The sequence below is a fragment of the Sorangiineae bacterium MSr11367 genome (assembly GCA_037157805.1).
Classification (GTDB): domain Bacteria; phylum Myxococcota_A; class Polyangia; order Polyangiales; family Polyangiaceae; genus Pendulispora; species Pendulispora rubella.
In genome coordinates this window covers 11,186,211-11,201,928 of record CP089983.1, presented here as the reverse complement: position 1 = coordinate 11,201,928, position 15,718 = coordinate 11,186,211, and the positions used below count along the sequence as shown (strand labels likewise).

Annotated in this window: 5 protein-coding genes; 4 read left to right on the top strand and 1 reads right to left on the bottom strand. The window is 66.9% G+C overall.

Annotated elements, in window-relative coordinates; translation table 11 throughout:
* Positions 1–61: 61 nt before the first annotated feature.
* Positions 62–2,662, top strand: a complete 2,601-nt coding sequence (locus tag LVJ94_43445; GenBank protein ID WXB10840.1) for a hypothetical protein — start codon at positions 62–64, stop codon at positions 2,660–2,662.
* An 18-nt stretch (positions 2,663–2,680) separates the two neighbouring features.
* Here the strand turns inward: LVJ94_43445 and LVJ94_43440 are convergent, their stop codons facing one another.
* Positions 2,681–3,364 carry a TetR family transcriptional regulator gene (locus LVJ94_43440; protein ID WXB03748.1) on the bottom strand — a complete coding sequence of 228 codons (684 nt, stop codon included), beginning with the start codon at positions 3,362–3,364 and terminating at the stop codon, positions 2,681–2,683.
* A 94-nt stretch (positions 3,365–3,458) separates the two neighbouring features.
* On the opposite strand from LVJ94_43440, the gene LVJ94_43435 reads away from it, so the two are divergent.
* The 3 genes from LVJ94_43435 (at position 3,459) to LVJ94_43425 (ending at position 15,718) form a co-directional block, all read left to right on the top strand.
* Positions 3,459–4,640 carry an acyl-CoA/acyl-ACP dehydrogenase gene (locus LVJ94_43435; protein WXB03747.1) on the top strand — a complete coding sequence of 394 codons (1,182 nt, stop codon included), beginning with the start codon at positions 3,459–3,461 and terminating at the stop codon, positions 4,638–4,640.
* Positions 4,641–4,703: 63 nt separating this feature from the next.
* Positions 4,704–10,289: a type I polyketide synthase gene (locus LVJ94_43430; GenBank protein ID WXB03746.1), complete on the top strand. Its 5,586-nt coding sequence runs from the start codon at positions 4,704–4,706 to the stop codon at positions 10,287–10,289.
* The gene (locus LVJ94_43425) at positions 10,286–15,718 is read left to right on the top strand and encodes a type I polyketide synthase (GenBank protein WXB03745.1); all 5,433 of its coding nucleotides are present in this window, start codon (positions 10,286–10,288) and stop codon (positions 15,716–15,718) included. The genes LVJ94_43430 and LVJ94_43425 overlap by 4 nt, the downstream gene beginning before the upstream one ends.

Below are 15,718 nucleotides of genomic sequence, written 5' to 3'. Positions count from 1 at the left end.
AGGTGGGATGATGGCAGACATAAGGCAGCGTGGGATTTCACACTTGTGCTTTGCCGGTGTCGTGACGACGGGCATCATTGCCGCCTGCCACGACGGCGGCGACGACGGAGGAACGTCCACCTCGGTGGCGGCCGTCGGCAGTCCCGAAGAGTTCTTCGCCGCGCGGGTGCAACCCAACCTTGGGTACTGCCGCACCTGCCACGTGCCGGGCGGCGTGGCCGACAAGCCGGAGGGCCGCAGGATGATGCTGTCCCCGGTGACCGTGGACGACTACCGCAATTTGCAAACGTCGTGGACGAATCTCGGGAAGGGGGTCGATTCCAATCTCATTTTGCAAAATGCGTCCGGCCAGCACGCGCACTCCGGTGGGGCGCCGTGGGCGACCACCAGCGCGGCCTACCAAGACATGAAGATGCTCCTCGCCTGTTGGGACGATCCGGCCCATTGCGACTTCGGCGGGGAGCCGCCGCCACCGCCGCCCACGTATCCGTTGCTGGGCAATCTCGCGAGCAACGGAGGACGCAATTACGCCGCCCAGTTCTGCGAGAACAAGCCGGACTCCGAGCCGTTGCCCCTCGACCCGCGTGAGCTCATCTCGGGCAGTCGCATCGGTAATCCAAATTACGCCGTGTTCTACAATGCGCCATACAAGGTTTGCGCCAACGATACGTTGCTCGAGAACCAGGCCAAGCAGAATGCCCTGCTCGTCGCACAGGGTAAGGCGCCGATTTACTCGGCCAAGCCGCGGCCGGCGACGTGCGGAGAATGGCGTGCGGCCGTGGAGCGCGGGCGAACGTACATCTTTTCCAATCCGATCACTGGCGATTTGATCACGGTGGACGGCGTATGGAACATGATCACCTCGTTGGGGTACACGATCCCGACGGATCCGCAGGCAGCAACCGCGTTGCTGTCGAAGGTGATGCATGCGCGCTATGGCTACCCGCCCAGTCCCTATCCGAATCCGTTTCCCATGCCCGGGGAAGACCCGAATCGGACGAACGGCGGTAGTGTGCAAGGTCCGCTCGGTTTCGTGCAAACCAAGGATGCCAACGGCCGCTGGACCGGTGTGGTGGGCGCCACCTGCTACGGATGCCATCTCGGGCAGATGGGCAACGGCGAGGTCTCGGGCGATGCGAGCAACTACTTCCGAAACCATGGCCACCCCGAAATCACCGGCAGCCTGCCCATGGGTTTTTATGCGGGCGCGCCGGGCACGAACATCGATCTCGGCCTGCTCTACTACGATGCCAACCGGGCCAATGGTGTGTACGGTCGAAACTCGATTCAGGTCGTGCTCGACAATCCCGGGTACATGGCCAATCGCTCGCGGGGGGTGAACGCCGCCGACCAGGAGATCGTCAATGTGCTTCTCTTTCGGGAGCTCGGCACCTTGGACTGGCGAGCCAAGATCGCCGAACCTGCCTATCTCGGCAAACTCATGCCAACCGTTCCCCTGACCGGCGGCGATCAGCAGACCCCGGCCTGGTGGTGGACCCACAACAAGACACGCTACTTGTGGACGGGCTTCGGCAGCGCGGGGAGCTCGCGCGGGAACTACTTCCCGTCGTCGACGAACAAATACGATGGATACTGGAGCAAGCGCCGCGAGGGAGACTTCCAAGATTTGGATATCTGGCTCAATACCGTCGAGGCGCCGAAATATCCTCATGGTCATTGCTCGAATGCCGACGGCAGCCCCGGCCCTGCCGACAGCCCGTACTGCATCGACAGGCCGCTGGCCGAGCAAGGCGCCATTCTCTTTCACAGCAAGAATTTGTGGGCCGACGGGGCCAACGCCGACATCGAGCGCCCCGCCGGCGGCAATGGCTCGTGCGCGGGCTGCCACGGTGTTTATTCACCGTACTTCGCGCACCAACCTGGATATCTGCCCGATCCGCGGCTGGTCGGCTATGCGGGCTACGTCGCGCCGCAGGCGGTCGTCGGTACCGACTCGGCGGATTCCGATCTCTTCAATGGTCTCGGGGCGCGTCCGTTGATTCCGCAGGATCAAGTGGCGAGTGTGGCCAGCATGTTGTGGATGTTCTACCCCGACGCCCTGCCCGGCTTCATTCCACCGGAGAAGCTCTCGCCGCTGCAGAATCAGTTGATGGGGGTCGTCAACAGTGGTGAGCCGGTTCGTCCGGCCAACGATGGTTGCTCGCCGCTGCCCATCATCGGTTACACGGCGCAACCGCTTCACGGGGTGTGGGCAGCGGCGCCTTATCTCCACAACGGTAGCGTGCCTTCGCTCTGGGACGTGCTCAAGCCGTCGGATCGTCCCGATGTCTGGCGCCGGCAGTTGGCGCCCGCCTCGCAAGCCAATCCGAAGGGCGAAGTTGGTTTCGACACGTCGCTGTCCGCGTACGACTTCGACAAGATGGGGTGGAAATATAGCCCCTTGCAGTGCAGCGACGTCACCGGCCCGGGCTATTTGAGCTGCCGCCTGGGCCCGTACACCAAGGTGCCGACGGTGTTCGATCTGGCCACGGACGCGTTCAAGTCCTTCGCCGACTATTTTCCGCCGGCCCCGGACGCCGTCGCGCAGCGCGCGGTGTTCAATACGCACGGGTATGGCAAGGGTAACCAGGGCCACGCATATACGAAGGTGCTCACCGACCCCGAACGCAAGGCCCTGCTCGAATACCTGAAGACACTCTGAGCCAACGAACCGTTGGCGCTACTTCAATGAAATCCCACGAACGAGGAGCTCCGCCGTGTGTTCGATGAAACGCTCGACGAGGTCCTCGTTCAACGCCTCTCCGCTCGTGGCCAAGAGCGAACGCGCCGTGAAGAGGAATTGGCACGAGCCGACGATCGAGAAGAAAAACAGTGTCGGATCGACCTTGCGGAATTTGCGGGCCTTGGCGCCCCTCGCCAACAGGCCGCGGTAGAATTCGAGCGCGGGCCCGACGAAGATCGTGGTGATGCGCTCCACCTGGGGATCGCCGGCGTGCGCACGCTCGATGAGCTGCATGAGGTAGGGAAAGCGGACCCAGTTTCTCACCATGGCCGCCACGTGGCGGCGGAGCATCTCTTCGGGCTCTAGCCCTTTCTGGGCGGCGAAGCGTTGGAGCTCCGCCACGACCCCCATGGTGGCCCGCTCGACCAGGGCCTCCAAGAGCTGCGTTTTGCCACCGAAGCAGTAGCTCACCATGGCCACCTGCACCCCGGCGCGCCGGCAGATTTGGCTGACGGAGGGCTCGGCGCCGCCGCGCTCGAACAAGAGCTCGTGGGCGGCTTGAAGGAGCTTTTCCCGCGTGAGGGCCGCGCCCGTGGGGGAGGCAGGAAGCACCGGCAGAAGCGAAGCGCGCGGTGGATGCGCGGAGCGGGGTGAGGTGCGTGCGCCTGCATGGGAGGGCATGGCGATCACGCTCGCACACGAAGGTTCTTGTGTCGATTGAATGTTCATGCAATAGAATTGAATAGTCATTCAGTTTCGACGAAAGGAGCCCCGGATGAGCGCCCAGTCCGCCGTATCCATGTCCCTCGTTCCGGCCGAAGACGAAATCGCCATTCGGGAGGCGGTGCGAGGCATCTGCAACTCGTTCGGCGAGCGTTACGCGCGGGACTGTTACGAGCGCGGCGAGCCGCCTGCGGCCATGTGGAATGCGCTGGCCAAGGCCGGCTTCGTCGGCGCGAACATCCCGACGGAATGGGGCGGCGGCGGCCTTGGCATGGCCGGGCTCTGCATCGTCGGAGAAGAGGCCGCCGCGTCGGGCGGCTCGACGTTGATGCTCGTCGTATCCTCTGCGATGGCGGGATCCATCCTCGCGCGGCACGCCACGGACGCGCAGAAGACGCGCTGGCTTCGCGGCATTGCGGCGGGGACTACGCAATTGGCATTTGCCATCACCGAGCCGGACGCCGGCTCCAATTCGCACCAACTGCGCACCGAATTGCGGCGGGAGGGAAGTCGCTACGTCCTAAAGGGGCAGAAGACGTTCATCTCCGGCGTGGAGAGCGCCGACGCCGTTCTGGTCGTGGCGCGCATGCGCGACGACACGAGCGGCGAGCTCGGATTGCCCTGCCTGTGCATCGTCGACGTGGACGCGCCCGGCTTCACGCGAACGCCCATCCCGATGCCCTACCTCGGGCCGGAGAAGCAGTGGACGCTGTTCTTCGAGGACGTCGCCATCGAGCCCGATCGGCTCATCGGCGGCGAGGTGGGAGGCCTGACCGCCGTCTTCGACGCGCTCAACCCCGAGCGCATCATCCTCGCAGCGCTCATCAACGGTGTGGCCCTGCGCGCGCTCGACAAAGCGGCGGCCTACGCGCGCGAGCGTGCCGTGTGGGGCGTGCCCATCGCCACGCACCAGGCCATCGCCCATCCCCTCGCCAAGGCGAAAATCGAGGTGGAGCTCGCGCGCTTGATGACCCAAAAAGCGGCCGCCCTTTTCGATGCGCAGGCCAAAGGCGCCGGCGAGGCCTCGAACATGGCCAAATACGCCGCCGCGGAGGCCGCGAACCACGCGGTGGACGCGGCCATTCAGACCCACGGCGGCAATGGCATTGCGCTCGAATATGGCATTTCGGACTTGTGGTGGATGGCGCGTCTACTCCGCATCGCTCCGGTGAGCGCCGAGATGATTCTGAATTACATCGCCCAACACTCCTTGCGGCTTCCGAAGTCGTATTGAGCGGCCCGGCTCACGGGCGTTGAACGACAGATTGTGCGTACAATCTGCTCGACGCCGGGGCGCATGCAGCGATACGGCGCCCGTGCAGGCCGGCCTCCGCGCGTGGTGCGCTTGTTGCTCTGGCTAGCCGACATGGCTGGCCTCGAAAACGATGCCAAAGGGCATCGCGACGTGATGGAGCGGGCGCTCCGCAAACTTCAGGACGCGGATCGAAAGCTCAAGGCGTACGAGCAGGAAAAGCGCGAGAGGCACGAGCCCATCGCCATTCTGGGCATCGGCTGCCGGTTGCCGGGCGGCGTCGACTCGCCCGAGGGCTTCTGGGACGCCCTCATGGCCGGCTTTCATCCGGTCGAGAACGTTCCCAAGGAGCGCTTCGACATCGATGCGTATTTCGACGCCGATCCAGATCGGCCTGGGACGATGTACGCGCGGTGCGGCGCGTTCGTTCGCGACATCGATCGATTCGACCCCGCGCTCTTCGGAATCTCGCCGCGCGAGGCCGAGGCGATGGATCCGCAGCATCGCCTGTTGCTCGAGGTCACGTGGGAAGCACTGGAGCGTGCTGGACTCGTACCGCGTGCCCTCCGGGGCTCCACGGCCGGTGTCTACGTGGGGCTGTCCGCCAATGACTACGCGCAGCTTGCCACGCGTGCGCCCCATGCGATCGATGCCCACACCGGCGCCGGCAACAGCATGGCCGCCGCCGCGGGCCGGCTTGCGTACACCTTCGGCTTCGAGGGGCCGGCCATGACCGTGGACACGGCCTGTTCGGCATCGCTCGTGGCCGTTCACCTGGCCTGTCAGGGGCTCTTGTCCGGGGATGCCGAACTGGCCATTGCGGCTGGTGTCAACCTGGTGCTCTCCCCCGTGGGGACGCTCATCGAGTGCCGCGCGCGCATGCTCAGCCCCGATGGGGTATGCCGGACCTTCGATGCCGCGGCCAACGGTATCGTTCGTGGCGAAGGTTGCGGCGTCGTCGTTCTCAAGCGTCTGTCCCTTGCTCTGCGCGATCGCGATCCCATCGTGGCCGTCATCCAGGGAACGGCCGTCAATCAAGATGGGCGCAGTGGTGGCTTGACCGTGCCCAATGGTCCGGCGCAGCAGCGTGTCATCGCCAAAGCGTTGCAGCGCGCCGGTGTGCGACCGCACGAGGTGGGGTACGTCGAGGCGCACGGAACCGGTACGCCGCTCGGCGATCCCATCGAGATCGAAGCGCTCGGCGAGAGCTATTGCGCAGGGCGTGCCGCCGAGTCGCCGTTGTGGGTTGGTTCGGTCAAGACGAACATCGGACACCTCGAAGGTGCTGCGGGGATCGTCGGATTGATCAAAGCCGCACTGTGCGTGCAGCGTGCGGCCATCCCGCGGCATCTCCACATGGAGACGCCCAATCCGCACATCGATTGGAGCACGTGGGCGCTGCGCGTCGCGACCGAGCGTGCTGCCTGGCCGGATGGCTACGCGAAGCGCTACGCGGCGGTGAGCTCGTTCGGCTTTTCGGGGACCAACGCCCACGCCATCCTCGCCCAAGCGCCCGCCTCGGAGTTGCCCGCCGCTTCGGCCGGGCCGCTCTTTTTGCCGTTGTCGGCAGGATCGGCTGCCGGTCTCGCGGAGCTCGCGCGCCGCTATCGCAAACTGGTCACCCGCGCGGGTGAGCAAGCCGTGCGCGTCGAGGACGTGTGCTTCACGGCCACGTTCGCCCGTACGCACCACGCGCACCGGCTGGCCATCACGGGACGCGACGCCGCGGAGCTCGTGCACCGGTTGGACGAATTCCTGGCTACGCAGGGAGCTTCGCCCCGTTCGCGTGCGCCCGTGGAGCGTGGCACGCGGCCGGTGGCCTTCCTTTTCACCGGACAGGGCGCGCAGTACGCGGGCATGGGGCGCGACCTTTGGCTTGGCGATCCGGCGTTTCGCGACGCGTGGGAACGCTGCAACGCCATCGTTCTCGAGCGCGCCGGCTTCGGATTGACCGAGCTGGTGTTCGGCGAAGGAGCCCGCGATGCCGCGCTCCTTCCGACGGGCCGCGCGCAGCCGGCGTTGTTTGCACTGGAATATGCTCTGAGCCGCTGGTGGCGGGCGCGCGGCGTCGTTCCTTCCGCGCTTCTCGGCTACAGTCTGGGCGAGTACGTGGCCGCGCACCTGGCCGGCGTGTTCAGCCTCGAGGACGCGTTGCAACTCGTTTGCGAGCGCGGTCGGCTGATGCAGTCGCTGGGCGCCGACGGCGCCATGGCGGCCATCGAGCTCGATGAGTCCTCCGTCCGGCAAGAGCTCGAAGGCTACGAACCGCGCCTCGCCATCGCGTCCATCAATGGCCCGACGCAGATCGTTCTCTCCGGTTACGAAGACGCGCTCTCCGCCGTACTGGCGAAACTTCGCACGCGCGGGGTTCGCGCGCAGCGGCTCCGGGTGTCGCACGCGTTTCATTCGCCGCAAATGGACGCCATTCTGGAGCCGTTTCGGAAGGTGGTCGAAGGCATCGTGCGCCATCCCGCCCGCGTGCCGCTGGTCAGCAACCTTACGGGCGCCATCGTTCGCGACGAGGTCGTCGATTCCGAGTACTGGGTCCGGCACCTGCGCAGCACGGTGCGCTTTGCCGATGGACTCGACGCGCTCGAGGCCCATGGCCAGCGCGTGTTCGTGGAAATCGGCCCCAAGCCGACCCTGCTGGGCCTCGTTCGCCGCCGCGAGAACGCCGAAGCCTTGGTGTGCATCCCCAGCCTGCAGCCCCCGCAGGACGATCTTGCCCGCGTGTGGTCGGCGCTCGGTGCCGTCTACGAAGCGGGCGGAATCGATTCCTTCGCCGGATCGGAGACCGATCGGAGAAACAAGCGTGACTGCCCGACGTACCCATTCGATCGCAAGTCGTATTGGCTCATGAAGGAAAATCGCTGGTTCGGCGAGTCCGACCGCGGTCATCGGCGTCGTTTGGCGCTGTCCGGCAAGCGCGTTCGCTCGGCGGCCTTCTCGGCCGATACCCTCGTGCTCGAGCTGGAGGTGTCTGCGACCGCTCCGGCATTCCTCGCGCAGCATCGCATTGGCGAACGGCCACTGATGCCCGCGACGGGTTACATCGAGATGGCACTCGCGATGGCCGAGGAACTTCCCGGTGTGCCGCGCACGCTCGAGTCGCTCGAGCTCCTTCGGCCGCTCGTGCTGGATGACGCCCCGAGGGTGCTGCAAGTCGTCGTGAAGAACGATGGATCTGCGTACGCGTTCGAGATCCTCTCCCATGCGGACGAGCAATGGGCCCTTCACGCGCGCGGCCGACTCGCCCCCACGCAGCCACGGCCCGACGCGCTCACCGATTCGGGCACACCGGAGGACGCGGAGGACATCGACCTCGGCCAACATTTCCAGGATTGCCGTGCGCGCGGCATCGAGTATGGCCCCGCCTTTCGCGGATTGATGCGTGCGGCACGGCGGGACGGTGAAGCTTGGGCCGACGTGCGCATGCCCGAGGAGATCCGGGTCGAGGCTTCGTCGTACGTGTTTCACCCGGCGATCCTCGATGCCTGCCTGCAGCTCTTTGCCATCGTAGGCAGCCAGCACGACGACGAGCGGACATTCGTGCCTGTCAACCTCGAGCGCTTTCGGTGCTGGGCCTCCGGCTCCGAGGTGCGACGCGTCCAACTGAAGCTCCGTCCGGACACATCGCTGGCCGACGCGTGGATGTGGGACGAACGAGGCCAGCTCGTGGCCACCGTCGAAGGTCTGTTCGCGCGCCCGCTGATGCCGAAGCTGAAGGCCCCATGGGCTGATTGGCTCTTCGAGACGCGCTGGCAATCGATGGCGCTCGGCGACATGACGGCGGATCCGCTGCCCGCCGTCGAGCGCTGGGTGGTCTTCGCCGACGAGCAGGGGGTCGGCCAAGGAATCGCGGACGAGTTGCTCGCGCGCGGTGTGCCCGTCACCACGGTGTCGCGCGGCCTGGAGTTCGCGACGGGCGAACGCGGGGGCTTCGTCATGTCGCCGCGGCGGCCGGACCATTTTCAGCGACTGCTCGAGACCTTGCGCGTGCGTCGGGGGGAGCGACTTGGCATTGCCTACCTCTGGTCGCTCGAAGGCACCGACGACGCCGACCCGCGCGTGGCCTCGAAGCATGCTCTGCAAGGGGCCCTGTTGCTCGCGCAAGCCCTGGCCGAGCGTGCGGTCACGTCCTCGCGCCTGGTGTTCGTCACGCAGCGTTGCCAGGCCGTGCGGCACGGCGACGTGCCGCCGTTGCCGGCGCAGGCGTTGCTCTGGGGGTTCGCCCAAGCGCTGCGGCACGAGCTCTCCGACGCGGAAATTGGCCTCGTCGACCTCGGGCAGACGCCCACATCCGCCGCGCCCCTCGTCGACTGGATGCAACGCTTCTCGAACGACGACCGCGTGGCGATGCGCGAGGACCGATTTTACGTACCGCGGTTGACGCGGCTGGACCTCGAACCCGACGTTCCCAACGTCCCCGTGCGCGAGGATGCGAGCTACCTGGTCACCGGTGGTTGCGGCGCACTCGGTCTGGAAACGACGCGCTGGCTCATCGCCCGGGGCGCCTCCAGGATTTACCTCCTCGCCCGGCGCAAGCCGAGCGACACCGTCCTCGCGGACATCGCGGCCATGGGCAACGGCACCGTGCAGGTCGAGGTCGTGATGGCCGATGTCACCGACGCCGCGCGGGTGCGCGAGCTCGTCGCGGCCGTGCCCGATCTGCGCGGCATCGTGCATGCCGCGGGCGCGCTGTCCGATGCGCTATTGCCCCGCCAAAGTTGGTCGGAGATGGACCGCGTGCTCGCTCCGAAGGTGTCCGGCGTGTGGAATCTCCACGGTGCGAGTGAAAAGCTCCCGCTCGACTTCTTCATCGTCTTCGGATCCATAGCGGGCACGTTGGGCAACGTAGGCCAGACCGGCTACTGCGCGGCCAACGCCTTCCTCGATGCCTTTGCCCACCATCGACGGGAAGGCGGCCTGCCGGTCACCACGGTGGCCTGGGGATCATGGGGCAAGTTTGGCATGGCTGCGCGTGCATCGACCTCCGCGCCCGGCCGCGGCTACGAGCCGATCGACGCCCCGTCGGGATTCGCCGCGCTCGACGCCGTCGTTGGCAGCGGTCGGGCCCAAGCGTGCATCGCACCGATGCAATGGCCTACCTGGTTGCGCGAACACCGTGAGTGCAGCCGCCAAGCCGTATTTTCGGCCTTCTCCGCCGCGGGGGTACCGGATTGGAATGCCGCGAGCGACTTGCGCCAGCGGCTCGACGAGGCCCCGGCGAGTGCCGTGCAGAGCATCGTGCGCGAGCACGTGTCGCGCGAGGTCGGCACCGTGCTCAAGCTCGACGCGGACGACCTGGCCGGGATTTTTCGCGTCAACCTGATGGAGCGCGGCATGGACTCCTTGATGGCGGTGGAGTTGCGCAACCGCCTCTCCCGCGCCTTCGACCGGCCCTTGCCGGCGACGTTGCTCTTCTTCAATCCGACGGTACAAGCCCTTGCCGACTACCTGACGGAGCTCGAAGTGTCGCAGAAGCCCGCGGTGCAGGAGCTCGGGGCGTCGAAGACTCACGAATCGTCGTCTGCGATCTCGGACGAGGTTCGAGCCATGACCGAACGCGAGCTGCAACGCTTGATCCACGACGCGTGGACCTCGCTGCAAAACGGGAGCCCTAGCCGATGAGCGAGATGGACAATGTGGAGGCGCTGCGACGTGCAGCCCAAGTCATTCACGAATTGCGAGGCAAGCTGGAGACGCTGCAAAAAGCCACGCCGGAGCCCGTGGCCATCGTGTCGACGGCGTGCCGCTTTCCGGGAGGATGCGATACACCGCGCGCGTTCTGGGAGCTCCTCGAGGCGGGGAGGGACACGATCTGCGAGGTGCCGCCCGCACGCTGGGACGTGGAGGCACTCTACGATCCGGAGCGCCGCCGGCGTTGGTCGATGTACACGAAGGTCGGCAGCTTCCTCGAGGAGGACGTCTCGGCGTTCGACGCGGACCTCTTCGGCGTGTCGCCCCGCGAGGCCGGGTGCATCGACCCGCAGCAGCGCATGCTCCTCGAGGTCGCCTGGGAGGCGATCGAGAATGCGGGGATCTCGGTCGAGGGGCTCTCGGGCAGCTCGACGGGGGTGTACATCGGGGTGCTCTCGGTGGATTACGGTCGCATTCCACTCGAGAGCCTGCACCCCGAGGACTTGCCCTACAGCGGTACGGGCATGGAGTTCAGCTTTCCGGCGGGCCGCATCTCGTACCATCTCGGGCTGCGCGGACCGAGCCTGGTCGTGGCGAGCGCGTGCTCCTCGAGTCTGGTGTGCCTGCATCAAGCTGCGGCCGCCCTGCGCAATCGTGAGTGCGATCTGGCACTGGCCGGCGGTGTCGCGTTGATGCTGTCGCCGGAGCCCTTCATCGTGCTCTCCAAGTTGGGGGCGATTGCGCCCGACGGGCGCTGCAAGTCGTTCGACGACGCTGCTGATGGATATGGTCGCGGCGAAGGCATCGGTGTGGTCGTGCTCAAGCGCCTTGCCGACGCTCGTCGCGACGGCAATCCCGTGCTCGCGATCGTGGCCGGATCGGCGGTGAATCACGATGGCTCCGCCGGAGGCATATCGGTGCCCAACGGTGCGGCGCAGCAGGAGGTGATCAAGCGCGCGCTCGATGCGGCGGGCGTTGCGCCGTCCCAGATCGATTACGTGGAAGCGCATGGAACGGGAACGTCGCTGGGAGATCCGATCGAGCTCGATGCGTTGCACGCCGTCTTCGGACCGGATCGCGATCCGAAGACGCCCTTGTTGGTCGGTTCGGTGAAATCGAACATTGGTCATCTCGAAGGCGCAGCGGGCGTGGCCAGCATCATCAAGGTGGTCGAGGCGCTTCGGCATCGCCGCATTCCGCGCCACATCGGCATGCGGACACCGAGCACGCACGTGGACTGGCGGCGCGGCTCGTTGCGCGTCGTCACCGAAGAGACGCCGTGGAGCGACAAGCTGGGGGGACGCTTCGCGGGCATCTCCGCCTTTGGCCTGAGCGGCATCAATGCCCACGTCGTGCTCACCGCGCCCTCGGACGACCACGAGGCGCGCGTGCTGGAGGCCCCGGCCGAGATGCAGGTGGTGCCGTTGAGTGCCAAGACGCTGCCTGCACTCGCGGCGCTCGTCGAGCGTTACCGCACGGCGCTGCGGCCGGGCGGACCCCAGCACGACGTCGAATTGCGCGATCTCGCGTACACGACGCAGATAGGCCGCTCGCACCTACAGCATCGCGTGGCGATGACGGTGGCCTCCATGGACGATCTGCGCGCACAGCTCGACGTCCTCGCGAGCGCGGAGGAGCTCGCGAACAAGCAGCGCAGCGTGGCCTCCGAGCGCCCCAAGATCGCCTTCCTCTGCTCCGGCCAGGGCTCTCAATACGTGAACATGGGGCGCGAGCTCTACGAACGCGAGCCGGTTTTCCGGGAGACGCTGGATCGTTGTGTCCGCATCCTCGAGCCGCAGCTCGAGAGGCCACTGACCGAGGTGCTGTTCGGCGAGTCGTCCGGGGACGCGGAAGACGAGGCCGCGCCCCTTCACGATACGCGCTACACGCAGCCGGCGCTGGTGGTCCTGGAGATTGCCCTGGCGGCCCTTTGGCGAGAACGCGGTGTCGAGCCGGACATGCTCATGGGCCATAGCGTGGGAGAGCTCGCGGCCGCGCACCTGGCGGGGGTGATGGATCTCGAGAGCGTGCTCACCTTGATTGCGGCACGAGCGCGGCTGATGGCCGGCTTGCCGCGCACGGGGCAGATGTGGACCGTGCATGCCGAGCGCGCCCAGGTCGAACGCGCGATCGCAACGGAGGGAGGCCGTGTGGCGATTGCGGCGACCAATGGGCCCGCCAACGTGGTCATCTCCGGGCCGGAGGAGGCCCTAGGCCGGGTCGTGGAGCGGTTCCGGTCGACGAAGGTGCGCGTGCACCGGCTCCGCGTGAGCCATGCATTCCACTCGGTCCTGATGGAGCCCATGCTCGACGAATTTGCGCGGATTGCGGGCACCATCCGCTACGCGACGCCGCGTCTGCTCCTCGTCTCGAACCTCACGGGCGAGGTCGCCGGACCCGACGTGGTCACGGCCAAGTACTGGGTCGACCACGTGCGCAACGAGGTCCGGTTCGAAGCGGGGATGCGCACGCTCGAGCAACTCGGCGCCTCCGTATACCTGGAGCTCGGTCCACGGCCCGCGCTTCTCGGGCTCGGCCAGAGCACGCTGCCTCGGAGCCGCGCGCGCTGGGTGCCGAGCTTGCGCAAGGGGCGTGGCGAGATCCTTCAAATGCTCGACGCCCTCGGCGAGGTGCATGGCCTCGGCATCGAGGTGGCGTGGACGTCGCTGCACCATGGCCCGCGTCCGCGGCGGCGCGTGCTTCCCAATTATCCCTTTCAGCGCGACAAATACTGGATACGCACGCTCGAGCATTGGGGCGAGAGCAAGGCGGAGCATGCCCTGTTGGGCACGCGCGTGGCCTCGCCGGCCAAGCAGGTGCAGTTTCAAAATGGGCTCGACATGAGCCGGCCGGCGTTCGTCGCCCACCATCTCGTCTACGGCGCCGTCGTCCTTCCGGGCGCGTGCTACCTCGAGATGGCGCTGGCCGGTGGGCAGCGAGCGGTCGGGACGCAGGACGTGGAGATCTCGGACGTCACGTTCCATCAGCCGCTCGAGCTCACGATGTCGCCCACGCAGGTGGCCACCGTCTTTACCCCGGGCGAAGGTCGCTCGTACACCTTCGAGATCACCAGCCTCGACCCCGAGACCTCCCTGGAGCAGCCCTCGTGGATCTGCCACGCGAGCGGGCGCGTGCAAGCTTTGGAGTCCGCGGCTCCGGCGAAGATCGATCGGGCCGTGTTCGAGGCTCGGTGCACGCGCGCCGGCGACGTCGCGTCCTTTTACGAGGATCTCCAGCGCACGGGCATCACCTACGGTGTGGCATTTCGTGGCATCCAGGAGGTGCGCGCGGGGAATGGCGAAACGCTCGCGTGGATCGTCTGCGATCCCAGCCTCGAGAAGGAAGCCGAGTCGCTGCGCCTGCACCCCGCGCTGCTCGATGCCTGCTTTCAATCGATCGGTGCCGGCTTCGAGGGCAAGGCTCCGAGCGAAGACGCCTACCTGCCCGTGGGCGTTGGGCGCCTGCGATTCTTCCGCGCCCCCGGGCTCGAGTTCTGGGTTCGCACGCGCACGTCGGGCGAGGCGGGCGGCGAACTGTCGGCGGAGCTTACGTTGTTCACGCCGGAGGGGGAGGCCATCGCCGAGCTGACGGCGTTCCGCTTCAAGCCGGTGAGCCGGGAGCGGATCCTTCGCTCCAAGCAGCGCGCCCTGCGCAAGTGGCTGTACGACATCGAATGGCGCCCGTCACGGCCTGCGGCGCTGGAGCACGATCGCTTTCGAAACCGCGTCGTCGGGGTCTTCGCCGGCGCCGGCGGTCTTGGCTCCGAGCTGTGCGCGGAGCTGGTCGCCCAGGGCGCGAAGGCTCACCTGGTCGAGCCGGGGCGCGATTTCCGCGCGGCACTGCATGCGCTGGAGCGCGACGGGGGCGCGATCGATGGCGTGGTGTACCTCGGTGACGGCCAGGCCACGGAGTTGCTGCATCTCACGCAGGCACTGGTGGGGCGCGATGCCCATCAAGCGCCCCGGCTCTGGGTGGTGACGCAGGATGCACTGGCATCGGCCGGGGCGCGGGACATCGATCGGCTGATCGGCGCGACCTCGTGGGGGCTCAGCAAGGTCATTCTGCTCGAGCATCCAGAGCTAAAGGTCAAGTACATTGACATGACGACGCCGGGGACGGAGCATCTCGCGGCGCGGCTGCTGGCGGAATTGCTCGCCGACGACGGCGAAGATTGCGTCGCCCTTCGCAAGTCCGACCGCTGCGTGCCGCGGCTTCAGCGGGCGCCGGCGCTGGGCGCCCCGGGCGACCCCGTGCGGTTCCGTGACGACGGCACCTACCTGATCACCGGCGGCACCGGGGCACTCGGCGTCCTGACGGCGCGCTTCCTGGGTGAGCGTGGGGCGGGGTGCCTCGCACTGGTGAGCCGCCGTGGTCCGTCGTCGCTGTCGCCGGACGTGCGCACCGAGCTCGAGGCCACGGGCGCCAGGGTCGTCGTCCTCGAAGGCGACATCGGCAACGAGTCGCACGTGGTTCGCATGCTCGGCCAAATCGCCGCCGATCTGCCGCCTCTGCGCGGCGTCATCCACGCCGCGGGGGTGCTCGACGATGGCGTCATCGTGCAGCAGACCCCCGAGCGCTTCGCCAAGGTCATGGGGCCGAAAGTCGACGGGGCCATGCACCTTCACCGGCACACGTGCGACCTGCCGCTGGAGCACTTCATCCTCTACTCCTCGGCGGCTGCGGTGATGGGACGGCCCGGGCAATCGAATTACGTCGCAGCCAACGTTTTCCTCGACGAGCTCGCGCACTTGCGGCGCGCTCAGGGGCTTCCGGCCCTCAGTATCGACTGGGGAGCCTGGCGCTGGGTGGGGCTCGCGGCCGAACGCACGACCGGCGAGGACATGGCGGCCCGCGGCATCGACGAGATCGAACCCGAGCAAGGACTACAGATCCTCGAGATGCTGCTGCGCAGCGCTCCCGTGCAGGCCGCCGTCATGCCACTCGACTGGGCAAAGCTCGGACCGCAACTCGCGGCGAGGGCCATGTTCTCGGAGCTCGCGGCTGGCGCGGAGGAGCAGGAGGCGGGCGGCCCGCCTTTCGTCCAGCAGCTGCTCGAGACCCCCGCGCGTGAGCGGCGTGCGCTGCTCGATCGGCATATCGAGGTGCTGGTCATGAGGGTCCTCGGCATCAAAGCGGACCATTTGCCGTCGTCGACACGCGGCTTCTCGGAGCTCGGCATGGACTCCCTCATGGCGGTGGATCTCCGCAATCGCCTGCAGCAAGCCTTCCAGCGTGTCTTCCCGGGAACGGTGGCGTTCGATCATCCCAACTTGGAGGCCCTCACCAGCTTCGTGGCCGGTGAGGTGCTGCAAGCCGAGGAAGCTCCCACGGAGAGCGACCCCGCACCGGTCATCGACGCCGACGTGTCGGCGCTGCTCGACGGTCTGCTCCAGCGCGACGACGCGGAACTGCACTTTTAG

What these genes read in the sequence shown, in the direction of transcription:
- LVJ94_43440 (WXB03748.1), bottom strand. Translation starts at nt 3,364, where the DNA reads ATGCCCTCCCATGCAGGCGCACGCACCTCACCCCGCTCCGCGCATCCA.
- LVJ94_43435 (WXB03747.1), top strand. Translation starts at nt 3,459, where the DNA reads ATGAGCGCCCAGTCCGCCGTATCCATGTCCCTCGTTCCGGCCGAAGAC.
- LVJ94_43430 (WXB03746.1), top strand. Translation starts at nt 4,704, where the DNA reads ATGCAGCGATACGGCGCCCGTGCAGGCCGGCCTCCGCGCGTGGTGCGC.
- LVJ94_43425 (WXB03745.1), top strand. Translation starts at nt 10,286, where the DNA reads ATGAGCGAGATGGACAATGTGGAGGCGCTGCGACGTGCAGCCCAAGTC.